This is a genomic window from Myxococcus xanthus (genome assembly GCF_013116825.1).
Classification (GTDB): Bacteria; Myxococcota; Myxococcia; order Myxococcales; family Myxococcaceae; genus Myxococcus; species Myxococcus xanthus_B.
This window is the reverse complement of the sequence record NZ_JABFNS010000069.1, coordinates 1-21445: the sequence shown is the minus strand read 5'-3', so window position 1 is coordinate 21445 and position 21445 is coordinate 1. Positions and strand designations below refer to the sequence as shown.

The following is a 21445-nucleotide window of genomic DNA, read 5'->3' as shown; positions in this document are numbered from 1 at the left end:
CGTGGGTTCATCCATACGGCGGGCCGTGTGCGGGGCTTCAAGTGAAAGTCATCAGCATCCGTTCGGGCAGGCGGCCAGATGCCAGGTGCCCATTGCGGAGGGGGGCCCCAGGTTGGAGGAAAGGAGGCCGCCATGAGCAAGAAGGACGTGCTGCACACTCCACCTGAAGCCGTACCCACCGCGCCTGACCGGAATGCAGACACCGAGGACGGGCAGCGCTCGCCGCGCGGCAGTCCGCCCGCGCTGAAGCCGGAGGGTGGTCCCGCCGGTACGCCGGGGACGGGTGGCAGCCAACGCATCATCGAGCCGGTGAAGTCGCCGCAGCCGTATCCTGGCTTCAGCGTGAGCTGAGTCCCACGCTGATGACACACAGGGCGATGTCCGCGGCACAGGCGCCGCGGGCATCGTCTCTTTCGCTGTCGTGTCTTGCGCCACAACGGGCAATGCCCGCGGCACGGTCGCCGCGGGCATCGTCTTGTTTCCGTGAAGTGAGGGCCGGCCTAGCGCGTCGTCCCCTTCTCCGGGAGCGGCGTGGGCGGCGTCATCCGGGTGTCCGGGTCCGTCATGCCGCTGCCGCCGGTGCCTGGCTCCAGCGTGGAATCGTCATTGGCATCCATCTCACCGGTGTCCGTGTTGTCGAGCGGCTCCACGTCACCCGCGCCGCCCGTGCCCGGCTCGCTGCTCATGTCCGGGTCGAGGTTCGGGTCCACCTCCCTGCCGGTGCCGCCGGTGCCTGGGGTCAGCGTCGGGTCCGCGTTGGGGTCCACGCTGTTCGGGTCCACGGTCTCCGAATCGGGCGACAGGGCCGGGTCATCCATGCCCGTGCCGCCCGTGCCAGGTGGTGTCGTGGTGTCCGTGCGGGTGTCCGTACTCGTGCCGGTGTTTGGGTCACTCATCGTGCCCATGCCGCTGGTGTCAGTGGTGTCTGTCGTTTCTCGGGTCGCGCCCGAGTCGGACTTACAGGCAGTGCCAAACGCGAGGGCACCGGCGGCGAGAGAGGCAAGGACGGCCTTCGTCTTGAGGAACTTCGTCATGGTTCGTTCTCCGGTCGGTTTGTGTCTGACTGCTGCTGGCCGGGAACGTGAGCAGCCGATGGCCGGTCTGCTAGAGGCCCCTCCCATGGCCGCCTGCTCTTCAGGCGGCGGTGGAAATGAGACGCGGGGACGGCTTGCCGTGCGGGCAATGTCTTCAGTGGGCGCTGTTGGGGCCCACCAGCCGCGGGCGGTCGTCTCCCCGGTTGCCCTGCGCGCGTCTGCGGAGCGAGTCACGCCAGTTCGGCGTCAGCAAGGGACACTCCGCCAGCCGCGCGGCGTCCTCCGGCGCGTGGCCGTGCATGGCGTGGTTGGCGAAGGCGATGGTGAAGGTGGGAAAGGGGCGCTCAAGCAACGCCATCGCGTCGCCTTCCTGGACGGGCCCTTCCTCCAACACGCGGTAGTACCAGCCGGTGCGGCCGGTCTGCTGGAGCAGCAACGACAGGTCGCGCTGTCCCCAGCGGCGCGCGGGCTTCCAGCAGGGCTGGCGAGGTTGGGATATCTGCACGCGTGCGCCGCCCACACGCAGCACGTCTCCGATGCAGACGTCCGCTTCCGTGACCTGGGAGAGCACCCAGTTCTCACCGAAGGCGCCGGGGCCCACGTCGGCGCGCGCCAGGCGTTCACGCCAGAAGTCGTAGTGCGTGACGGGATAGGCGAAGACCGCCTTCTCCGGGCCTCCGTGAACCTTGCGGTCCGCCTGGCCATCTCCGGCGAGCCCCGTGCGTGACAGCCACACCGGGCCCGTCACGGGCTCCTTGAAGATGGCGCTGGTCCAGGGCCGCTCCAGCGGCGAGGCGGCGCCCGCCACGCCCAGCTCCCGGGGCATGCCCACTCGCAGCGACAACAAGCGCGTCACGAGGGTCTCCATGCCCGCGGACAAAGCAGGCGCGGACGCGCCTGTCCAGCATGGCAACGCCCCATCAGCGGCGCCGCGAATCCCGCGGTGCCGGATGGGGCGCTGCTTCAGGGTGACGCCGCGAGGGCTAGAAGCCAGTGCCGCCGTCGTTGATGACGCCGGAGGGCGCGGGGACGGTGTTGGACGTCCCGGTGCCCGTCGGAGCGTCGAGCCCGGGCGTGGTGCCGATGCCTGGCGTGGGCAGCACTCCGGAGCCGCCCGTGCCCGCGTCCGTGTTGTAGGGCGTGGTGCCCGGAACGGTGGACGTGGCGCCCTCCGCGCCCGTGTTGTAGGGCGTGGTGCCCGTAGCGCCGGAGCCGCCCGTGCCCGGCGTCGTCGTGGACGTTCCTGGGGGCAGGGTGTTGGGGTTCGTCGCCGGGGGCAGGGTGTTGGGGTTCGTGTTCGTCGAGCCCGTCTGCGGCGTCGTGCCGGGGCCCGTGCCCGGCGTGGTGTTGCCCGGCGCGGTGCCTGGCGTCACCGTCTGTCCGGTGGACGGGTCCACCTGCGCCACCTGCACCGGAGCCTCCGTCGCGCTACACGCGGTCCCCAACGCCAGGGTACCCGCCAGTGCTCCGGCCCACATCCAACCCCGCTTCATCTGGTTCGCCATGCTGCTCCCTCCGTCGTGGGTGTGTGTCAGCTTGCGTGCGTGGGCTCGTCGCGCCCCGAATGGCGCGGCGGCTCCCGTTTCTGCGATTCCTTTCGGGCGGATTGGCGCTTCAGCCTGCGCTCCGACAGCACCAGCAGCAGGGCTGGGAAGGCCACCAGCATGATGAGGAGGTTGGTGGCGAAGCCCAGATTGGCAAGTGCGCCAATGGAGTTGAGGCCCGGGTGGTCAGCGAGGAGGAGCGCACCGAAGCCCATCGCGCTGGTCAGCAAGCCGCCGCAGATGGCCTTCCCCGTCTCTGAATATACCGACACGAAGTCATGGCCCGGTGACGACAATCGCGTCAGCAGGTGCACCCCTGCGTCCACCGTCGTTCCGATGAGAATCGGGATGACGAGGATGTTGAGGTAGTTGAACTCCAGCCCCAGCAGCGGCATCAGCCCCAGGAGCGCCACCAGTGACACCACGGTGGGCGCCATGCACAGCAGGGCGATGCGCAGGCCTCCCAACGTCAGCCACATGGCCAGCAATACGGCCAGCGTGGTGCCGCCGAGGATGAGTGGTGCCTCGTGCGTCACCATGTCGAGGATGTCCGCCATCACCATGGATTCGCCGGCCGCGGAGACGCGCGTGCCTTCCGGTGTCCCCACGCCGCGAACCTCCCGCGCCAGCGCGCGGACCGCCATCCCGTCCGACTGGTTCACGGACGGGTAGACCATGACGAAGCCCCCCGACGTGCCCTGCCGGCCCAGGAATTGTTGCTGGACGCTCGGCGGCAGGTCGTCACGGGTGAAGGGCGGTGAGACCGCTTGCCTGCGCAGCGACGCCACCTGCTCCCGTTGCCGTGCATCCAGCCGGTCCTCCGGGACGCGCTCCAGCAGCCGCGAGATGTCCTGGAGGACGCGCTGCTTGCGCGGCTGGTCCTCGGGCACCAGCGAGGACAGCGAGGCCACGAAGTCGATGGTGGAGTCCTTGCCCCGCTCGCGTTGCCGCGCGTGGAGCCGCTCCACCATCGCCTGCTCCTCCTCGGGCGATTGGGTGAGCACCACCACTGGTGTCTGCGAATAGCCGATGAGCCGGTTGACCTCGCGGTCCAGCTTGAAGGACGGCAGGTCCTGGTCCTCCAGCGAGCCGAAGTCGAAGTCGAAGCGCACGCGCCCCGTCTGGCTCAGCAGCCCCAGGAGCAGCACGGCGGACACGGCGGTGATGACGTGCCGGCGGCGCAACAGCAGCTGGCCCGTGGGGGAGCGCGCGGTGGTGAGGGAGGAGCGCCGGGGTGTCCAGCCCCAGCGCGAGGCCAGGCCCAGCAGCGCGGGCAGCACCAGCACATTGGCGGCGATGAGCACCACCATGCCCACGCCCGCGATGACGCCGAACTCACGGAACGCGCGGAAGCGCGAGGTGCCCAGCACGAAGAACGTGATGGCCGCCACCAGCGCGGAGACGAGCGCCGCGCCGCCAGTGTGTGTGAAGGACGCGCGCGTGGAGTCCTCGGACGTGTGGCCTTCGCCGCGCAGGTGCAGGTAGCGCCCCAGCAGGTGGATGCCGTGCTCCAGGCCCAGTCCTCCGAGGATGGCGCCCAGGAAGCCCGTCAGGAGATTGACCTCGCCGAAGACGAGCGCCACCAGGCCGTACGTCCACGCCAGGCCCGCGCCCACGGGCGTCAGCACCAGCCCCACCGCCAGCGCGCTGCGGAAGTGGAAGAGGAGGTAGAGCAGCATCAGCGCGGTGGCCACCGCCGAGGCCACGCCGATGTCGCGCGCAATCTGCCTCTGCTGGTCCAGCTTCTTCTGGAAGGTGCCGGTGATGTCCACCTTGAAGCCGGGCCCGTACTTCGACAGGTCCTGCGCGGCGAGCAGCCCGCGCACCTCATCGGTGACCTTGCGCGAGAAGCCCAGGTCCGCGGACGTGGTGTCCGGCTTGGCCAGGAGCACGATGCGGCGCTGGCCTTCGTCCAGGTAGTAGTCACCCTGGCTGGTGGACAGCCGCTGTCCAGCCCCGCCCGCGTACTTCGCCTCCAGGTCGGAGAAGTCCAGGGACGGCGGCTCCTCCTCCACCAGCGGCACGTAGAGCGGGTTGGCCTGTTGTTGTTCCCACTGGAGCCGCGCCTTCAAGCGGCGGTGCACCTCCCGCAGGTCCTCTTCCGACAGGAAGTACAGGGCCCGGTCGCGGAAGAAGGCGCCGGGGCGCTGCGCCTCGACGAAGCGGATGCCGGGCAGGGCCTCCAGCTTGGGCGCCAGGTCGTCCGCGAAGCGCTTCAGGGACTCGGGGTCCGCGCCTTCCCCCACCACCGCCACCCAGCCGAGCGCGCCGAAGCGGCGCTCCAGCTCCCGCAGGTCCTGCACGCTCTCGAAGGAAGACGGGAGCAGGTCCACGAGGTTGGCGTTGAGGTGCAGTCCTCGCGCGAGGAAGCCACCCAGGGCGGCCAGCACCAGCGCCAGCAGCAACGCCAACACCGGACGCCGGTGGTTGTGCGCGGCCATCGCGCCCAGTGTGCGCTCCACGCGACCCATCCACCGCGGCTCGCCCGGAGGTGTCGTGTCGTTCGGATGCGGTCCCATCATCGGCCCGCGGCCACCACCCGCGGCCCCGGACCTCCCGGTCGCGCGGAGGGCGGAGCGGCTTCCCCTCCCTCGTGTGCCCGCATGCGCGAGCCCGTGTCGCCGGGGAACGTGACCATGGTGGGGGTGTGATGCAGGCGTCCACGTCCGCTTGTCTGGCCACCAGGTAGGGTCAGCCAACAGCGCGGATGGGCGCCATCCAACCCGTCACGTCCTCCAGGGCGGCGGCGTGTCGAGTGTCACAAGCAGGCGAGCATCCGCTCAAGGAGGGCGTTACATGAGGCAAGTGATTCGCAGCCTTACTTTCCGCCTCACGGCATAAACGCGTTGACTCTCCCGTTAGCGCGTGCCCAAGGTGTCCGGCGATTCGGCCAGTCAACAGATGCAGGTGTCGCAAGCATGAGTGAGAAGCGTTGGTCGGAGCGGTTCGAGGGCGTCATGGGCCGCCTGGCGGTGCGGAACCACCGGAAGCCCTTCCAGGCGCTGCTGCTGGCTCTGGTGCTCACCGTGCTCGGCGCGTACTTCGCCAGGACGCTGACGCTCAACGCGGACTTCGTGGGACTGCTGCCGAAGAACTTCCCCAGCGTTCAGGACATCGAGAAGCTGCGCAAGCGCTTCGGCGGTCAGGGCAACGTGGTGGTGGTGGGGATGGGCGCGGATCCGGAGGTGCTCAAGCGCTTCGCGGACGACATGGCGCCGAAGCTCGGGGCGCTGTCGGAGATTCGCTACGTCTCCCACCAGCGGCCCCGGTCCTTCTTCGACGAGCATTCGCTCTACTACGTGGACGTCGACGACCTGGAGACCATCCAGGAGCGCATCGACGCGCGCATCCTCTGGGAGAAGCAGCAGGCCAATCCGCTCTTCGTCTCGCTGGTGGAGGAGGACCCTCCGTCAGTGGACTTCGCAGACATCGAGCAGAAGTACACCGGCCGCGCCAACCAGCGCCTCTCCGGGCAGGGCGACCTCTATTACATCAACCCCACCGAGCGCATGGTGGTGCTGATGGCGAAGCCGCGGGGCAGCGCCGCGGACCTGAACTACTCGAAGAAGGTCGTGGGCCAGGTGGAGGACTTCCTGGCGCAGCAGGACCTGTCGAAGTACGGGCCCGGCTTCAAGACGGCCGTCACCGGTACCTTCAAGAAGAAGATTGATCAGCAACGCGTCATCGTTGGCGACCTGGCGAGCGCGTCCACGCTGGCCATGGTGTTGCTGCTGGCGTACCTGGCCTTCCACTTCCGCAGCGCGTTGTCGGTGGGCCTCACCATGGCGCCGGTGATGGCGGGCCTGGGCTGGACGTACGGCTTCGTGGGGCTGGCCTACGGGCAGGTCAATCTCCTGACGGGCTTCCTCGCGGCGGTGCTGGGCGGCCTGGGCGTGGAGCACGGCATCCACCTGTTGGGGCGCTACACGACGCTGCGCTCGGAGGGGATGAACTCCGAGGAGGCGGTGGATGAGTCCTTCCGGCACACCGGGTTCTCCGCGCTCATCGCGGCGCTGGTGGCGGCGCTCACCTTCCTCAGCCTGGCCATGTCGGAGTTCAGGGCGTTCCGCGAGTTCGGCATCATCGCCGCGGTGGGCATGTTGGTGAGCATCTTCTCCTACGTGCTGCTGCTGCCCGCGCTGCTGGGGCTGGCCACGCGCTTCGGCTGGTCGCCGCGGGTGCAGCAAGAGGGGACGGCCGGGCCGCTGAGCCTGCTGGCTCGCTGGCTGCCGCGCTCCTACCGGGGCGTGGGCATCGTGGTGGGCGTGGGCGTGCTGGCGCTGGTGTCACAGGCGTACCGCATCTCGTTCAACTACGACTCGCGCACGCTGGAGGACTACAAGCAGGCGTCGGCGGTGCTGGACCAGAAGGTGAACGACATCCTGGGCTACTCGCAGACGCCGGTGGTGGTGCTCACCGATTCGCAGGAGATGGAGCGCGAGGTGGTGCGCCAGTTGGAGGCGCGCAAGGCGGCGCGGGGGAAGGACTCCACCATCGACTTCGTGGGCGCGTTGGATGACCTGGTCCCCAAGCGGCAGGACGAGAAGCAGGCCATCCTCCAGGCCATCTCCGCGAAGTTGGAGAAGCTGGACCCGGAGCGGCTGCCCGAGGACACGCGCAACACGCTGGTGCGCGCGCTGAACATGGCGAAGGCGAAGCCCTTCACCCAGGAGGCCCTACCTACCAGCGTGCGGCACCAGTTCGAGAGCCTGGATGGCAGCACGGGCGGCGTGGTGCTGGTGTACGCCGGTGGCGTCAGTCTGTCGGACGGTGAGGGCACGCGGAAGTTCGCCAAGGAGGTGCGTGGCCTGCAGATGCCGGACGGCAGTCAGGTGTCGGCGGCGGGTGAGGCGCTCATCCTGGCGGACATCCTGGACATGGTGTCGCGCGAGGGGCCGCGCATCCTCGCGGCGGCGGTGCTGAGCGTGCTGGTGGCCATGTGGCTGACGCTGGGCAAGCTGCGCACCGCGCTCATCTGCATGTTGCCCACGCTGCTGTCCGTCGTCGGCCTGGTGGGGCTGATGTCGCTGCTGGGGCTGCAGTTCAACTACCTCAACATCATGGTGCTGCCGGTGCTGGTGGGCACCACGGTGGACGCGGGGGTGCACCTGGTGCAGCGGTTGGGCGAGCGCGGCGCGGACTTCGTCTCCGTGTACGCGGAGACAGGCCGGGCCATCATGGGCGGCCTGCTGACGAGCGCCATCGGCTTCGTCGCGCTCATCCTGGCGAAGCATCCGGGCCTCAACTCCATTGGTGACCTGGCCAACCTGGGCTTCGGCATCAACCTGGTCATCGTGTTGCTGGGCTTCCCGTCGCTGCTGCTGATGGTGGAGCGCTGGCGCCGCAAGCACAGCACGTCCTCGGAAGAGCAGACCGAGCAGCCCGCGCCGGAGGCGTGAGGGCCTTGAGGTGGGCGATGACACGGATGTGGATGCGGAGCAGTGGGCAGCGGTGGCTGATGCTGGCGACCGTCGGAGCGGCGGCCCTGGCCGGCTGCCGTCACGGTTCGGAGCGCGAGGAGAAGCGGGGCGAGACGCGCTGCGCCGAGTCCCGGAACCTCACGTGCGTCACCGGGGTGAACTGCACCATGGACCGCGAGCGCGGCTGTGAGGTGTGCCGGTGCTCCACGGCGAGCGGGCTGGAGCCCACCGATAATCGCAGGCCCGCGGCCATGGAGCCGGAGCGGCGCTGGTAGTCGCCGCGTGCGTCAGCACCCGATGACGGGATAGTCCGCGGGGCGCAGGAGGAGGCGCCACGCGTTCCCCTCGCGGAAGAGCAGCCCGGTGACGGCTTGCCCCTTGAGCCCCACGTGGACCAGGTACTGCGTGTCTCCGCCGACTCGCAGGGAGGCGACGAGCTCCGTGCTGGCCTCGCCGTAGTCCGCGAAGCTGACGACGAGCGGCCGCCGGTCGACGTAGAGCAGGGATGCGCCAGGGGAGTCGCCCGGCGAGATGTGCGGCGCGCCCGGGAAGCACTCCAGCCGAGTGAAGGGGCCCTGTCGTTCCTGCGTGCACGAGTCCAGCGGGACGCGTGTGTCGTCGCTGTGGCCATCGAGGCTGGACTCCAGCGTCACATGCCCTTCGGGCGAGGTCTTCCACCGGTAGCCAGGGGCTGGGAAGCCCGCGGGCGTGAAGGGGGAGGCGCCTTCGTCCACGGGACGCTCGAACGCGTCCGAGAGCCACTGCCCCGGGACCGGACGCTCCCGCGCCGTCTTGGGCGCGGGCATGCTCACCGTGCCGGTGACGGTGCCCGCCAGGGCCACGATGTACTCACCGATGTCCGGCGTCCCCTTCTCCTGGGTGTAGACGCCCACGGTGTGGCAGACGGGCGGCAGGTCCACGTCCTCTTCGCTCGTGCACACGGACTCCGTCCGCTGGAAGCGCGCCACCGCCATGCTCTGCGTGCCGACGAGCGTCATGACCTGGAGCCGTGTGGCCACGTCCTCCGGCGCCTGCTCGCCCAGGACGACGCGGGCGATGCGGCCGGAGAACGCTTCAATTTGATACGGCGCGGTCCACCGCTCCTCGGCGGCGGCCCCGAACGAGGCCAGCGTGACTCCCAGCACCATGGCGTAGCGCATGACGTCCTCCTGTTGAGGGCTGGGATAGCAACGCGCGTACCAGGGCCTGGAGGCTCGGACTGCGGCCCGCCAGCCACACCCTGGCGTCAGGCAGGCCACCCGCCGGGGCGCCGCTCGAGGGAGTGCCGCCGCGAACGCGCGAATCCGCCGATTCGGCGTGAAGCCGCGCCCTCCCGGGGCCGGGGGCCGCCGGTTAGCACTTCACCATGACGAACCGGGCGGCGTGGACGCGCCGTGAGGCCCTGGCCCTCGCCGGGCTGGGACTGGCCGGTGCGCGCTGCCCCTGGGCTGCGGACACGCAATGGACGCGATGAGGACGGACGACATGGAGCGCAAGGACGTGAAGGACGTGGTGGTGGTGGGTGGGGGCCCGGGAGGGTTGAGCGCGGCGCTGGCGCTGGGGCGTGGCCGCAAGAAGGTCCTGGTGTGCGACGCGGGTACGCCTCGGAACGCGGCGGCAGAGGAGGTGCATACCTACCTCACGCGGGATGGCATCCCGCCCCGGGAGTTCCGGCGTGTCGCCTGGGAGCAGATGCGCCCCTATGACGTGGAGCTGCGCGAGGCGCGGGTGCTGGACGTCGAGCGCGCGGGGGCGGTGTTCCGCGTGGCGCTCGAAGGGGGCGGCGTGGTGGAGGCCCGCCGGGTGCTGCTGGCCACGGGGATGGTGGACGTGATGCGAGCGCTGCCCGGTTACAGCGACTTGTGGGGCAAGGCCATCTTCCAGTGCCCGTACTGCCATGGTTGGGAAATCCAGGACCGGGCCTGGGGCGTGCTGGCCACGAACGAGGTGTCGCTCGACTTCGCCGTGATGTTGACGGGGTGGACCCGCGACCTGGTGGTGTTCGCCATGGACGGTTTCGAGGCCCCCGCCGACAAGCGTGCGCTGCTGGAGAAGGCAGGGGTTCGGCTCGAGACGCGGCGTATTCGCGGCCTCATCGCGGCCGGGGAGAAGCTGGAGGCGGTGGAGCTGGAGGACGGTACCCGGGTGCCCCGGGAGATTCTCTTTGACCGTCCACCCCAGCGGCAGTCGCCGCTCGTGCAGCGGCTGGGGCTCGAACTGGACGAGGAGGGCTTCGTGAAGCTGAAGGGCCCGGGCGAGACGTCGGTGCCGGGCATCTACGCGGCGGGGGACCTCGGAACCCGGGCGCAGGCGGCCATCGTGGCCGCGTCCGCGGGGATGATGGCGGCGGGCATGTTGAACCATGACCTGAACCTGGAACGGGCGGGCGCCGCGCATGGACCTGCTCGGGGTTGAGCCCGCCGGCTTCGCTCGCTACGAAGGGGCGATGCCGCCCGTGCCACGACAGCCGTCCTGGGGGCCCGATTCGTCGTCGCGCCTGGACTTCGAAAAAGGGCGGGTGCCGATATGGGCGGGGCGCCTTCAGGTCCACCCTCGGGGCGGGTGCGCCACCGCCGTGCACGCCTACGCAGTGGTGATGCTGGTGACGCGAGGCGAGTCGAAGATGCGGCACGCGGGGGACCTGGTGGTCCGGGCGGGAGACGTCCACCTGATTCCGCCCGGAGATGCGCACGGGGCCGGCGCTTCGAACGCGGAAGGGTGGGGCGTGGCCTTCCATCCGGACGCCTTGGGGGAGGACGGTGGGGCCGCGAACCGCCTGGGGCCGTTGCTGCGGGTGCGCAAGGGCTGTCACCCCGTGCTGCGGCCCTCGCTGCCGCAGCGCCGGAGGCTGGCGCGGTGGATGCGCCTGCTGTCAAAGGAGGTGGAGCGGAACGAGCCGGGGGGCGAGGAAGCTGCGCGCTCGCTGCTGCGGCTGGTCCTCATCGAGCTGGAGCGCATGACGGTCCAGACGGGCGCGAGCGAGCCGCCGTCCCTGGGCTTGAGTCGCAAGGCGCTCACGTACATCGAGACGCACTGTCTGGAGCCGCTGTCGCTCGCGCAGGTGGCGAAGGCGCTGGGGCGCTCCTCCTCGCATGTCGCGGGCGTGGTGCGGCAGGAGACGGGCCGCACGGTGGGCGAGTGGATTCTGGAGTGCCGGATGGCGGAGGCACGCCGCCGGCTGCGTGGCACGGACGAGCGCGTGGACATCATCGCGGAGCGCGTGGGCTACGCGGACGTGACGCACTTCATCCGCCAGTTCCGCCGCGTCCACGGGGTGACGCCGGCCGCGTGGCGGCGCAAGGCGACGGCGGGGGGGCCATGAGCCGTCCCCTCCGAAAGTCACGGAGGGGATGCCGAGACGTGCGGGGGTGAAGTAAGGGGTCTCCCTGGGCCCGGAGCCGAGGGAGAGCCATGAAGAAGGCGCTGGTCATCGTCGTTGGCGCAGCCGTGCTGCTGCTCGTGTTCATGTTCGTCGCCGGTGAGCAGCCGCCGGGGCAGCCGGAAGCCAGCGGTGGTGGACGCCAGTTGGACCTGTCGGGCTTCGACCCGGCCCGAGTCTCCGGGCTGGAGCTCTCGGGCGTCCGCCGCGCCACGTTGCAGCGGGACGGTAGTGGGTGGACGGTCGCGGACCCGGGCTCGCCGGAGAGCCGCTTCCTGGCGGACGAGGCGATGGTGAAGGGCGCGCTGGAGTCCCTGAGCCGGGTGGCCGGGGCGAAGTTCGTCACCGGCGAGGCCGGCCGGCTGAACGAGTTCTGGCTGGATGACGCGCGCGGGCTGAAGGTCCGCATCCTCCAGGAGGGCCGCCCTCCGCTGGAGCTGGTGCTCGGGAAGGATGGGGCGTCGAACGGCGGAACCTACGTGCGCAAGGCGGCCAACGCGGACGTCTTCGAGCATCCCACGTTGTTGGGCTGGTTGTGGCGTCGGCGCGTCATGGACTGGCGTGACGCGCGGCTGGTGCGGGGGGCGCCCGGGGACATCACGCAGCTGGTGTTTCGAGTCGGGGACGAAGCGCCGGTGACGGTGACGTCGAGTGGCGCGCCCGGCGGCTGGCGGCTCGCGGAGGGGACGCAGGTGCCGGAGGGCTTCCGGTTCAGTTCGCACGTGGTCGAACAGGTCGTGCGGGACTTGTTGGAGGTCGAGGCGCAGGACGTGCTCGCGGGGGAGGCCGCCACGGAGGCGAAGGCCGCGCTCGCCCAGGCGCATGACGCGGTGGAGGCGCGCCTCAAGAATGGGAAGACGGTGGTGCTGCGGCTGAGCCGTGCGGCGGAGTCCAAGGACACCGTCTTCGTCCAGTTGGAGGGAGATGCGCGGGTGTACGAGGTGTCCGCGGTGGCGGCATCGCAGGTGCGCAAGCGGCTGGTGGACTTCCGCGACCTGCTCCTGCTGCGGTTCGCGTTGGAGAAGGTGAACCAGGTGCGCATCCAGGCCGGTGACACGACGGTGGTGGTGGTGAAGGAAGCGCAGGGCTGGGTGCTGCGTGAGCCGCAGTCTCCGCCGGAGTCCTTCCGGTTCGACGCGTCACAAGTGGAGACGCATCTCATCTGGCTTCAGCGGCTCGAGGCCTCACGCCTCCTCTACGCGGCGGGGCAGGACGCGCAGGCGGGCCTGTCTCCGCCCGTGGCCTCCGTGGAGGTGAGCGAGGAGGGCGGCGCCGTGCAGACGCTGTGGCTCGGGAACGCAGTGCCGGACGCACCGGCGGGCTACCCGGAGGTGTACGCCCGAGGCTCGCGCGACGGCTTCACATATGCCGTGGAGGACAAGGCTCGCGCCTGGTTGTCGCGTGGCCTTACGCTCTTCAGCGGGCCGTAGGTTCCACCGCGGGCTGCCTTCGAGGCGCTGAGCGTTCGTGTGTGGCAAACTCCCTTTGGATGGAGGCTCTGAGAAGAGCCTTCTCTGGGGAGGAACAGCCATGGCTTCGTTGAAGCTACGTTGTGCGTTGCTGGTGGCGTTTCTTCAAAGCGGATGTGTTGGCACCGTGGCGCAGAAGTACTGGCGGGACGCCGGCGGGCACATCGTCGTCGCAGGCCCCATGCTGGGCCCCTTCGACAACCTGCCGACGTTGGCTCCCAGGCTGTGTGAGGCGATTCGGGTGATGCCAGGGGCAACGGTTGGCAACAGACGAGAAGGACAGGAGTACTGCGGCCTCATCTATCAGCGGAATTTCGAAGCGGCTTTCTTCGCCAGCTACCCGTCTTCGATCAGTTCCCCCGTGCAGCTCCCGGGAGGAAGAAAGTCCTGTTCCGTCCCGAGCGCGGTGAGCGACCCCGACGCTTACAACATCAGCATCTACGCCGATTTTCACAGTCACCCATCGGTGACGACCTTCTCCAACGAAGACCTGCAAGCGCAGCGACAGCGGTACTACTTTCGCGTCATGTTCAATCCGCTCTGTGAGGTCTACCTTTACGATTTTCAGGAGCGGACTGTGTACCGGCTGATGGATGGCGAGTTTCATCCGACGAAGCGAGTCACGGATGATATCCGTGGCGAGTAGGCCGAAACTCAAGCTGGCATCGACAGCAGTCGAACTGGAGGATAGGTAGATGAAACCAGTCGGCTTCATCATCCTCATGAGCCTCATGAGTGGATGCATGCACCTGCGGTCCAAGACTCCAGTTGCTCCGCCCGAGGTCTCCGCCGGTATTCAGTTCCCGGAGTGGACGAAGGAAGCCTCGACCACCGTGGATGGCACTCAGTTGAAGGCGCTCCAGCTCGCGATGGAGGACTTCCTGCCTCCCGGAACGAAGCCCCCCAAGAACGCGGATGCCATGACGCAGTGTCTCTATCGCATCGAGACGTATGACGCCTGGCTCCAACGGGGCGAGAAGATGACCTTCGTTCACTTCACGCCCAAGGAGCAGGAACGCTGTGGCCTGCGGCCCGAAGTCATGGACCCTGGCGCGAGCTATGCCATCAGCGATGACGGCGTCATCTTGAAGCGGGACTGAGCTGGGCGCGGCCTACGCCGCCCGCTCGGACGTCCGTGCCTGCCACGCGGCGACGAAGTCCGCGAGCCCGTTCAACTGCCGGTCGTTCAGCGTGGACTGCCACCGCGCCTGCCGCAGCTCGCGGTACGCGGCCGGTGCCTCCCAGCCGCGCGCCACCATCACCGCCAGCCCCACCAGCGGGCCCCGGCCCACGCCGTGCTCGCAGTGGGTATACAGCGTGCCGCCCTGCTCCAGCCGGGGCAGGGCCCACTCCACGCCCCGCATCAGCTGCTCCACCGACGGCGGATAGCGGTCCGTCACCGGCAGGTTCAGCAGTTCGATGCCCAGCGCCTTCAACGCCTCCGCGTCGTCACAGCGCTCACCCCGCACGTCAATCACCGCGGTGATGCCGCGCGTCTTCAGCTCCGTGTACCGCGAGCGAGGCACCGCGCCACCCACGTACAGCCAGTCATTCACCTGAGACACGTTCAACCCGCGCCCCGGCAGCTTCGTGGTCCACTCCACGCAGCGCGCCACCGAGCGCAGCACCTGCTTGCGCACCCAGCCGCGCACACCCGGCACGTGGTGCACTTCCCGCAGCAAAGCAAAACTCACAGGTCGCCCTCGAGCGTCACTTCCATCAGCCCCGTCACCGGTGCCTTGCCCTCACGCTCCAGCACCGCCCGGTGCAGGTACGTCACCGGTGAGCCCACCACCGAGCGCACCAGCCCGCCCAGCACCGCGCCCAAATCCTCCACTGGCGCGCTGCGCTGCATCAGCGAGGTGGAGCGCAGCACCATGGCAGAGGCGCCATCCGCGAACAGCTCCACCGTCCACGAGCTCCGCTCCTTCAAGCCTTCCCGCGCGAGCGTGAAGTGCTCCAGCGAGCGGGCCTTGGCGCCTTCCTCCCACGCGTACGCGGGGCCGTATTCACCGTCCTGCCCCTCACGCGCCAGCAGCACCAGCTTCTCGCCGCCGAGCAGCGCCCGGAAGCGCACCCACCGCTTCGCGAGCTTCGCTGGCGCAATGGTGGAGCGCGTGTGGTCCGCGTACCCGCCCCCCGTGTAGACGACGTCCTCGCCCTTGGGCCGCTTCACCGTCGCCTTCAACGCGCTGAAGGCCAGCGTCACCTCGTGGTGGTAGCGGTCCTTGCCCACCTCCACCTCGGTGCCTTCCTGGCCCTGGGGCGTCATGGGCGCGGCGTACTCCAGCAGCACCCGCCCGCCATCCAGCGGGACTTCCACGCGCGTGGCCCCATCCGCGGAACGGGCCGAGCACGGCCCCATCTTCAGCGTGGAGCTCTCCGCGTCATAGCGCCAGTCGCGCGCCTTGACCTTCGTCTGCGCCGACCAGGCCCGCTGCCCCGGCGTCAGCACCGTGGTCCGGCACAATCCGGTGCGCGAGCCGGGACCGATGTTCGTCACCGTCAGCTGCACGAAGATGAAGGTGCCGCCGTCCAGGTCGCCGATGAAGGTGAAGTTCTCCCCGTAGTTGTCACTGGGGGACAGCTTCGGCTCCAGCACCGCGCCCGCCGCCGCCACCGAGGGCAGCACGAGCGCGGTGGCCACAGCCAGGCCCTTCAGCACCTGGAGGCGCCCTTCAGGCCGCATGGGGGCGCTGCTCCATGAGCGCGTCCTCGGAAGCCGCCGCTTCGTTGTTGAAGACGTAGTCACGCTGCAGCGGCAGGTTCCACGCGAAGTACACCACGCCGCGCACCAGCCACCACCCCAGCGCATAGGCCAGCTGCGGGTGCAGCGTCAGCAGCGCCACGCCGCCCGCGTTGAGCAGCGCGCTGGTTCCACTCACCACCGAATAGCGCGCCAGCTGCCGCCCCACCGCGCCGGTGCTCTTGAAGGTGAGCACGCGGTTGATGGAGTAGTTCACCACCGCGCCCAGGCCGCAGCCCAGCACCGTGGCCCATGCGGGCAGCATGCCCGCCCATTCCACCAGTGCCAGCACCAGCGCGAAGTCCACCGCCGTGGCCACCGCGCCCGCCAGGGCGTTGAGCCCGATGATGGCCTTGCCAGAGCGCGCCTCCTGACGCTTGGGCGCCAGCGCCTTCACCAGGTTGCGGAAGCGGGAGAGCGCCGTGACGTTGCTCATGACGGCCACGAAGACGAGCCCCACCACCGCGAGCCAGTGCATGGGGTGCTTCTCCTCGGGCCAGAAGACGGCCTCCAGGATGGGCGACAGCGCCGTGCCCGCGCCCATGAAGAGCACCCGCTCCAGCCGCTGCATGGCGCCGTCGCGCACGTTGACGCCCAGGCCTTCGCCCTTGGCGCGCACGTAGGGCACCAGCGAGGAGCCGAGCAGCGCCATCAGCGCGGGCAGCAGCACCCAGGTGTCCCGGTAGTACCAGGCCAGACCCATGAGCATGGCCGAGTCCACGTACCGGTCCAGCACCGAGTCCAGCGCCGCGCCCGCGGGGTTGGCCTCCTTGCGCGTGCGGGCGATGCGCCCGTCCATCACGTCCAGGATGCCCGCGAACAGGAAGAGCCAGCCGCCCAGCGCGAAGCGGCCCGCCGCCACCGCCACGCCGGAAGAGATGCCCAGCAGGCCCGACAGCATGGACAGCGCGTTGGCCGGCAGGCCGGAACGCAGAATCACCGCCCACAGCGGCTGGATGACCCAGAAGAAGTAGTGCCGAAGGAAGAAGCCCACCAGCCCGTTGTTGCCGCGCTTGAGCGTCTCCTCGTCGCGGGGAATGCCCTTGAAGGCGCAGCGGATACAGAAGAGGAGCAACCCGCCGATGAAGTACGTGCAGGCGACGATGGCCGGTGCCAGCGCCGTCCAGATGCGGGCGGACGGAGACAGGTTTCCGGTCAACCACGCCATCAGGTTCTCAAGCACGGGTGTCTCCTCTTGTAGTCAACGACACGGCCCACGGTGCGGTGGCCGTCCAACGGGCGTAGACGCTCTCGACCGCCAGGAATGCAACCGCCGCCACGCCCAGGCCCGCGAGCACGTCCAGGATGTAGTGGTGCGTCAGGTATACGGCGGAGAAGGCGACGAGCAACGCGAACAGCCCGGTGGAGATGCGCCACGCCCAGCCGCGCGACCATACGAACAGCATCACCAGGAAGGGGTACGCCGCGTGCAGTGAGGGCATGGCCCCGAACACGTTGGTGCTGCGCGAGTAGAAGCTCGCGAAATAACTGATGCCCAGCAGCTCGTCGAAACGGGCGGTCCCCGCGGGGTTGGGGGGCGCGGCCAGGTCGGCCGGTCCCGGGCCGTACTGGAGCACGTACCAGGGCGGCGCGGCGGGGTAGAGCACGTAGATGACGATGCCGATGGCGTTCGCCGCCAGGAAGCCCCAGCACAGCCTTTCGAAGAGCGAGTCCTTCTTCACGAAGAAGAAGATGGCCAGGATGAAGACCTCGTACAGGTACGCCGCGTAGGCGAAGCCGCAGAGCAGGTCCAAGGCCGGGGTGAAGCGCGTGGACCACCATTCGGGCCAGTGGGTGCCGCCGGGCGCCGGGAACCACTGGCGCTCCAGCTCCCACAGGTCGCCCGTGTGGATGGGGCCCCGCAGGAACAGCCAGAGACCCTGGCTGTCCAGCAGCATCCCGGTCAGCCAAAGCGCGAGCCCACCGCGGAGGAAGCGCTGAAGGCGGGGGCCCGACCAGGCCACCCCCAGAATCAGCGCGTCCGCCGCGACGTGGTCCCACCGCAGCCGGCCGGTGGCGTACACCAGCGTCAAGTGGCTCAACCCCAGGACGGTGGAGAGCCACGTGAGCGCGGTGACCTTATTGGGAGAGCGGGAGGTCATCTCCGTAATAGTCGAGCCCGAGGTGGGTGATGGGGTCCTCGCCCGCGACGACGCGCAGCGTGTTCTTCAGCTTGGTGAGCTGGATGAAGAGGTCGTGCTCCACCGGCAGACCCGGCTGCGCCATGGGGGTCTTGAAGTAGAAGGACATCCACTCCTGGATGCCGCGCCACTCCAGCCGCTTGGCCAGGTCCAGGAACAGCGCGATGTCCAGCACCAGCGGGGCGGCCAGGATGGAGTCGCGGCAGAGGAAGTTGACCTTGATCTGCATCGGATAGCCGAGCCATCCGGTGATGTCGATGTTGTCCCAACCCTCCTTCGCGTCGCCGCGGGGCGGGTAGTAGTGGATGGACACCTTGTGCGCGTACTTCTTGTACAGCTCCGGGTACAGCTCGGGCTGCAGGATGGTGTCCAGCACGCTCGACTTGGTGACTTCCTTGGCCTTGAAGGCCGCGGGGTCGTCCAGCACCTCGCCGTCGCGGTTGCCCAGGATGTTGGTGGAGAACCAGCCATCCAGACCCAGCATGCGGGCCTTGAGCGCGGGCGCGATGACCGTCTTTATCATCGTCTGGCCGCTCTTGAGGTCGCGGCCGGCGACGGCCACCGACTCCTGCTTGGCCAGCTCCTGGAGCGCCGGCGTGTCCACGCTGGCGTTGGGCGTGGCGTTCGCGAAGGGCACGCCCTCCTTGATGGCCGCGTAGGTATACAGCGCGGTGGGGTTGATGTCCGGGCTGTTCTCGTCCAGCGCCTTCTCGAAGGCGGCCAGCGTCTTGAAGGACTCGGGCAGCGGACGGAAGGTCTCCACGCTGCTGCACACCACCATCACGGCGCGCGTCGCGTTGAGCTCCTTCTTGAAGTCGCGGATGTCCTGGCGCAGCGCTTCGATGCTCTCGCGGTGCGTCTTGGTGGCCTTGGTGTGGTTGGCCTCGATGCGGCGCACGAACTCAGGGTCGTGCACGCCCTGCTTCGGCTTGATGCTCTGGAGGAACGGCTTCACCTCCTCCAGGTGCTTGTCGCTGAGCACGCCCGAGCGCACGGCCACTTCGTACGCGTCCTCACGGATGATGTCCCAGGCGCCGAAGGCAACGTCCTTCAGCTCCGCCAGGGGAACCAGCTCGTTGAGCTTCACGGTGCGCCCGTCGGTCCGCTTCCCCAGGCGGGCGGTGCCCATCTGCGTGAGCGAGCCAATGGGGTGACCCTTGCCCTTGCGCGCCAGCTCGACACCCGCCATCAGCGTGGTGGACACAGCGCCCAGACCCGGAATCAGGACCGCGAGCTTGCCGTCCGGCTTCGCGACCGACCTCTTGTTTTCCATCGTGATGTTCCTTCGTTAGACGTATTCGAGTCGGCCGTATGCGGGTCGGTACGATACCGGTCGTGCATGCGGAAAATCTCGAAAGCGGATGGTTGATACTCTAAAGCGTTCATCACTTCAACGTCATGAGCGTGGCGGCTCTTACCACCCGAGGGCGCCGCACTCATGGATCAGGCCAGCCAGAGGTACAAGGCGAGGCGATCGACGCTGTCAGAGAAACACCAGGTCGTCAGAAGGACGACATCCACGGCACACTCCTCGGACAGGTTCGCCATGGGTTGATGACGACCCGCCCTGCTTGAAGGATGAAGAAGGTGTCAGTGGGACAGGGGGAGGCGGAGCCGTCGCGAGGCGCCGTCCTACCGCTATGACGGGCCCATTCCGATGGGGCCGTCCGGTTCAGTGGGGAAGCGGGGCGCTGTCGTCCAGGTCGAGCTTCTGGTGGTCGCCCGGTGTGTAGGGCTGTCCGGTGAAGGCGGCCTTCAACATGCCGGTGAGCTGGACCATGCGGCTGCTGGGCGTGTCCCAATACTCGGCCTTCTCCACGCGGACGCAGAGCAGGGCGAGCTCGGGGTCGTCCAGGCCCTCGGGGAACCAGGCCTTGAGGGTGGGGTTCCACAGCTCGCGGGCCTTCTCCTTGTCGAGCACCAGCCGGCAACGGCCGCTCACGGAGACGTAGTGGTCCCGGGTCGGGTCCGAGTACGCGAGGTTGACGTGGTGGTCGTGCGTCACCTCGTCGACCTTGGGGGCATGCTCGCGGGTGAAGAACCAGAGCTCTCCGTCGAAGTCTCGCGCGTGCGTCCACATGGGGCGGCTGCGCAGGCTGCCATCCGCTTCCACGGTGGTCATCATCGCGACCTTGATGTCCTTGATGAGGTCATCGAAGTGCTCGGTGACGTCTTGGGTGTCCTTTTTCTTCCTGGCCATCGCTGCCTCCCTTGGGAGCACAAGGTAGGCAGCGTGGAGGTCGGCGGGCACATGGCGGTGGGTTGGTCGCCGCCAGGGCAGGCGGGCCTGTGGTAGGTGGCCGGGCAGGAAAGCGAGGGTTCGGATGCTGAAGACGGCGTGGAACGAGTGGAGCCTCAAGGCGCTGCAGTTGGAGACGGCGATGCTGGCGCTGGAGGAGATCGACCTGCCTGAGGAGATGCACGCGCTCCAGGAGGCGGCGGAGGAGAAGCTGCTGGCGCTGGCGCGCGCGTGGAAGGCCCGTCAGCCTCAGCGCGAGCCGCGCACGTGGGAGCGGCAGACGCTGCCAGACGGCATGCCTCGCGACGCCGAGCTCAAGGACCTGGCGGAGGGCTTCAAGGAGGACGGCAAGTCGTGGACGCTGCTTCGCGCCACCAGCGACCTCAAGGAAGTGGTGGAGACGGTGGTGTCGGAGGGCCGCGCCTGCATGGCCGCGGGCGGCGAGTACTACCTGGGCCAGTGGGACGCGAAGGAGTCCGTGCTGGAGGTGGGCCGCGACGACGAAGCGGACGAGCCCGGCACGGGCCTGGTGCTGGAGCCCACGGGCGAGCTCCAGTACACGCCGGACCCGGAGCTGTAGCCGCCGCTCAGCCCGCCAGCTCCTTCTCGATGCGGGCGCGGAGCTTCCCGTCGAGCCTCCGGCCGAAGCCCGCGCGCACGTTGTCGGCGGCGTGCGAGGGGGGCGGGTGGCCGGCGGGGGCAGGCTGTGATGCGGCGACGCCGGGCAGGAGCAGGCCCCCCAGGGCGCGGTGAGCACGTCGCGGCGGGACGGGGCACGGGAGGACAGGGCGGCCGATATCCGCGGCTGCTCGGAAGTGGACTGGTGACAGTTCCGCGCGGTGCCGGTGTTCTCTTGCACGAGCGGGGCGACGACGCCTCCCGATGATTCCTCCTGGCCCGGGTGCCCGCGCGATGCGGGCCGGGCCGCATTCAAAACAGTCCAGGAAGGTCCAGGCGATGAATCGCAAGGTCTCGGTATGCGCGGGGATGATGGCGGCGGTGGTGGCGTTTTCGGCCTCCGCCGAGGAGGCGGTGGGCGGGCCGTCCTCGAGCGCCGCGAGCGGAGCGGCGACTGTCGATTGGCCGGGCGTGGCGCGCGAGCTGTCCGCACCGCCGCTGGTGGCCGCGGCGGAGCAACCGGTGAGCCACACCCTGGCCGCCGGGGCGCCCGCTGGGAGCGCGCCCGCGTCCGGCGCTGTGAGCCCCGCGGCGCCGTCGGATGGCGCGTCCTCCATGCCCGTCGCGCCTGACGGTGCCAATGCGCCTTCGGCAGGCGCGCCCGAAGCGAAGGCGGCGGCCGACGCGAACGAAGTGCACATTCCGTTCAGCCTCACCCTGGTGCCAGGGCTGAGCACGTCGGGTTTCCACACCGGCAACGTGGTCAACAACGTGTCCATTGGCCTGGTGGCGACGCACGCGAAGCGGGTGGACGGTCTGGCGATGTCGCTGGCAGGCAACTGGGTGGGGGAGGGC

Annotated in this window: 20 protein-coding genes and 1 pseudogene; 10 read left to right on the top strand and 11 right to left on the bottom strand. The window is 69.0% G+C overall.

Annotated elements, in window-relative coordinates; translation table 11 throughout:
* The first annotated feature begins 132 nt into the window (after positions 1 to 132).
* Positions 133 to 351 (top strand): hypothetical protein, encoded by a 219-nt coding sequence (locus tag HNV26_RS20700; protein WP_253816846.1) that lies wholly within the window; start codon positions 133 to 135, stop codon positions 349 to 351.
* A gap of 149 nt (positions 352 to 500) precedes the next feature.
* Here the strand turns inward: HNV26_RS20700 and HNV26_RS20695 are convergent, their stop codons facing one another.
* From HNV26_RS20695 to HNV26_RS20680, 4 genes are all read right to left on the bottom strand, one after another.
* The gene (locus HNV26_RS20695; RefSeq protein ID WP_171442921.1) at positions 501 to 1034 is read right to left on the bottom strand and encodes a hypothetical protein; all 534 of its coding nucleotides are present in this window, start codon (positions 1032 to 1034) and stop codon (positions 501 to 503) included.
* A gap of 154 nt (positions 1035 to 1188) precedes the next feature.
* Positions 1189 to 1890, bottom strand: coding sequence for an MOSC domain-containing protein (locus HNV26_RS20690; protein ID WP_366816910.1), 702 nt, complete (start codon positions 1888 to 1890; stop codon positions 1189 to 1191).
* Between the two features lie 127 nt (positions 1891 to 2017).
* Entirely contained in the window at positions 2018 to 2539 is a 522-nt protein-coding gene (locus HNV26_RS20685) for an Erp protein (protein WP_171442919.1), read from the bottom strand.
* A gap of 26 nt (positions 2540 to 2565) precedes the next feature.
* The gene (locus tag HNV26_RS20680) at positions 2566 to 5040 is read right to left on the bottom strand and encodes an efflux RND transporter permease subunit (RefSeq protein ID WP_171442918.1); all 2475 of its coding nucleotides are present in this window, start codon (positions 5038 to 5040) and stop codon (positions 2566 to 2568) included.
* 456 nt (positions 5041 to 5496) lie between these two features.
* On the opposite strand from HNV26_RS20680, the gene HNV26_RS20675 reads away from it, so the two are divergent.
* The gene (locus tag HNV26_RS20675) at positions 5497 to 7977 is read left to right on the top strand and encodes an efflux RND transporter permease subunit (RefSeq protein WP_171442917.1); all 2481 of its coding nucleotides are present in this window, start codon (positions 5497 to 5499) and stop codon (positions 7975 to 7977) included.
* 17 nt (positions 7978 to 7994) lie between these two features.
* Positions 7995 to 8273 carry a hypothetical protein gene (locus HNV26_RS20670; RefSeq protein WP_090486621.1) on the top strand — a complete coding sequence of 93 codons (279 nt, stop codon included), beginning with the start codon at positions 7995 to 7997 and terminating at the stop codon, positions 8271 to 8273.
* Between the two features lie 12 nt (positions 8274 to 8285).
* On the opposite strand, the gene HNV26_RS20665 is transcribed toward HNV26_RS20670, so the two are convergent.
* The gene (locus tag HNV26_RS20665; RefSeq protein ID WP_171442916.1) at positions 8286 to 9158 is read right to left on the bottom strand and encodes a hypothetical protein; all 873 of its coding nucleotides are present in this window, start codon (positions 9156 to 9158) and stop codon (positions 8286 to 8288) included.
* Positions 9159 to 9483: 325 nt separating this feature from the next.
* Here HNV26_RS20665 and HNV26_RS20660 point away from each other — a divergent pair, with 325 nt between their 5' ends.
* The 5 genes from HNV26_RS20660 (at position 9484) to HNV26_RS20640 (ending at position 13946) form a co-directional block, all read left to right on the top strand.
* Positions 9484 to 10413 (top strand): NAD(P)/FAD-dependent oxidoreductase, encoded by a 930-nt coding sequence (locus HNV26_RS20660; RefSeq protein ID WP_253816845.1) that lies wholly within the window; start codon positions 9484 to 9486, stop codon positions 10411 to 10413.
* Positions 10394 to 11320, top strand: a complete 927-nt coding sequence (locus HNV26_RS20655; protein ID WP_171442915.1) for a helix-turn-helix domain-containing protein — start codon at positions 10394 to 10396, stop codon at positions 11318 to 11320. The genes HNV26_RS20660 and HNV26_RS20655 overlap by 20 nt, the downstream gene beginning before the upstream one ends.
* 89 nt (positions 11321 to 11409) lie before the next feature.
* Entirely contained in the window at positions 11410 to 12807 is a 1398-nt protein-coding gene (locus HNV26_RS20650; protein WP_171442914.1) for a DUF4340 domain-containing protein, read from the top strand.
* Between the two features lie 100 nt (positions 12808 to 12907).
* The gene (locus HNV26_RS20645; RefSeq protein ID WP_171442913.1) at positions 12908 to 13492 is read left to right on the top strand and encodes a hypothetical protein; all 585 of its coding nucleotides are present in this window, start codon (positions 12908 to 12910) and stop codon (positions 13490 to 13492) included.
* 49 nt (positions 13493 to 13541) lie between these two features.
* Positions 13542 to 13946: a hypothetical protein gene (locus HNV26_RS20640; RefSeq protein ID WP_171442912.1), complete on the top strand. Its 405-nt coding sequence runs from the start codon at positions 13542 to 13544 to the stop codon at positions 13944 to 13946.
* Between the two features lie 12 nt (positions 13947 to 13958).
* Here HNV26_RS20640 and HNV26_RS20635 read toward each other — a convergent pair whose 3' ends face one another.
* From HNV26_RS20635 to HNV26_RS20610, 6 genes are all read right to left on the bottom strand, one after another.
* Positions 13959 to 14540 (bottom strand): protein-tyrosine phosphatase family protein, encoded by a 582-nt coding sequence (locus HNV26_RS20635; RefSeq protein WP_171442911.1) that lies wholly within the window; start codon positions 14538 to 14540, stop codon positions 13959 to 13961.
* Positions 14537 to 15535, bottom strand: a complete 999-nt coding sequence (locus HNV26_RS20630; RefSeq protein WP_171442910.1) for a hypothetical protein — start codon at positions 15533 to 15535, stop codon at positions 14537 to 14539. Before HNV26_RS20630 ends, HNV26_RS20635 begins: the two co-directional genes overlap by 4 nt.
* Complete coding sequence (locus HNV26_RS20625; RefSeq protein ID WP_171442909.1) at positions 15525 to 16775, bottom strand: GtrA family protein; 1251 nt, start codon at positions 16773 to 16775, stop codon at positions 15525 to 15527. Before HNV26_RS20625 ends, HNV26_RS20630 begins: the two co-directional genes overlap by 11 nt.
* Positions 16768 to 17694, bottom strand: a complete 927-nt coding sequence (locus tag HNV26_RS20620; RefSeq protein WP_171442908.1) for a phosphatase PAP2 family protein — start codon at positions 17692 to 17694, stop codon at positions 16768 to 16770. The genes HNV26_RS20625 and HNV26_RS20620 overlap by 8 nt, the downstream gene beginning before the upstream one ends.
* Positions 17672 to 19006: an inositol-3-phosphate synthase gene (locus HNV26_RS20615; RefSeq protein ID WP_171442907.1), complete on the bottom strand. Its 1335-nt coding sequence runs from the start codon at positions 19004 to 19006 to the stop codon at positions 17672 to 17674. The genes HNV26_RS20620 and HNV26_RS20615 overlap by 23 nt, the downstream gene beginning before the upstream one ends.
* 399 nt (positions 19007 to 19405) lie before the next feature.
* Positions 19406 to 19933: a pyridoxamine 5'-phosphate oxidase family protein gene (locus tag HNV26_RS20610; protein WP_171442906.1), complete on the bottom strand. Its 528-nt coding sequence runs from the start codon at positions 19931 to 19933 to the stop codon at positions 19406 to 19408.
* A 124-nt stretch (positions 19934 to 20057) separates the two neighbouring features.
* Between HNV26_RS20610 and HNV26_RS20605 the strand changes: the two genes are divergently transcribed.
* Both HNV26_RS20605 and HNV26_RS20600 read left to right on the top strand, forming a co-directional pair.
* On the top strand, positions 20058 to 20552 hold the full coding sequence (locus HNV26_RS20605) for a hypothetical protein (protein WP_171442905.1): 495 nt from the start codon (positions 20058 to 20060) through the stop codon (positions 20550 to 20552).
* 377 nt (positions 20553 to 20929) lie between these two features.
* Positions 20930 to 21445: pseudogene (locus tag HNV26_RS20600) on the top strand (hypothetical protein); the annotation flags it as partial.

What these genes read in the sequence shown, in the direction of transcription:
- HNV26_RS20610 (WP_171442906.1), bottom strand. Translation starts at nt 19,933, where the DNA reads ATGGCCAGGAAGAAAAAGGACACCCAAGACGTCACCGAGCACTTCGAT.
- HNV26_RS20655 (WP_171442915.1), top strand. Translation starts at nt 10,394, where the DNA reads ATGGACCTGCTCGGGGTTGAGCCCGCCGGCTTCGCTCGCTACGAAGGG.
- HNV26_RS20685 (WP_171442919.1), bottom strand. Translation starts at nt 2,539, where the DNA reads ATGGCGAACCAGATGAAGCGGGGTTGGATGTGGGCCGGAGCACTGGCG.
- HNV26_RS20665 (WP_171442916.1), bottom strand. Translation starts at nt 9,158, where the DNA reads ATGCGCTACGCCATGGTGCTGGGAGTCACGCTGGCCTCGTTCGGGGCC.
- HNV26_RS20645 (WP_171442913.1), top strand. Translation starts at nt 12,908, where the DNA reads ATGGCTTCGTTGAAGCTACGTTGTGCGTTGCTGGTGGCGTTTCTTCAA.
- HNV26_RS20700 (WP_253816846.1), top strand. Translation starts at nt 133, where the DNA reads ATGAGCAAGAAGGACGTGCTGCACACTCCACCTGAAGCCGTACCCACC.
- HNV26_RS20630 (WP_171442910.1), bottom strand. Translation starts at nt 15,535, where the DNA reads ATGCGGCCTGAAGGGCGCCTCCAGGTGCTGAAGGGCCTGGCTGTGGCC.
- HNV26_RS20675 (WP_171442917.1), top strand. Translation starts at nt 5,497, where the DNA reads ATGAGTGAGAAGCGTTGGTCGGAGCGGTTCGAGGGCGTCATGGGCCGC.
- HNV26_RS20695 (WP_171442921.1), bottom strand. Translation starts at nt 1,034, where the DNA reads ATGACGAAGTTCCTCAAGACGAAGGCCGTCCTTGCCTCTCTCGCCGCC.
- HNV26_RS20640 (WP_171442912.1), top strand. Translation starts at nt 13,542, where the DNA reads ATGAAACCAGTCGGCTTCATCATCCTCATGAGCCTCATGAGTGGATGC.
- HNV26_RS20620 (WP_171442908.1), bottom strand. Translation starts at nt 17,694, where the DNA reads ATGACCTCCCGCTCTCCCAATAAGGTCACCGCGCTCACGTGGCTCTCC.
- HNV26_RS20670 (WP_090486621.1), top strand. Translation starts at nt 7,995, where the DNA reads ATGACACGGATGTGGATGCGGAGCAGTGGGCAGCGGTGGCTGATGCTG.
- HNV26_RS20660 (WP_253816845.1), top strand. Translation starts at nt 9,484, where the DNA reads ATGGAGCGCAAGGACGTGAAGGACGTGGTGGTGGTGGGTGGGGGCCCG.
- HNV26_RS20650 (WP_171442914.1), top strand. Translation starts at nt 11,410, where the DNA reads ATGAAGAAGGCGCTGGTCATCGTCGTTGGCGCAGCCGTGCTGCTGCTC.
- HNV26_RS20605 (WP_171442905.1), top strand. Translation starts at nt 20,058, where the DNA reads ATGCTGAAGACGGCGTGGAACGAGTGGAGCCTCAAGGCGCTGCAGTTG.
- HNV26_RS20615 (WP_171442907.1), bottom strand. Translation starts at nt 19,006, where the DNA reads ATGGAAAACAAGAGGTCGGTCGCGAAGCCGGACGGCAAGCTCGCGGTC.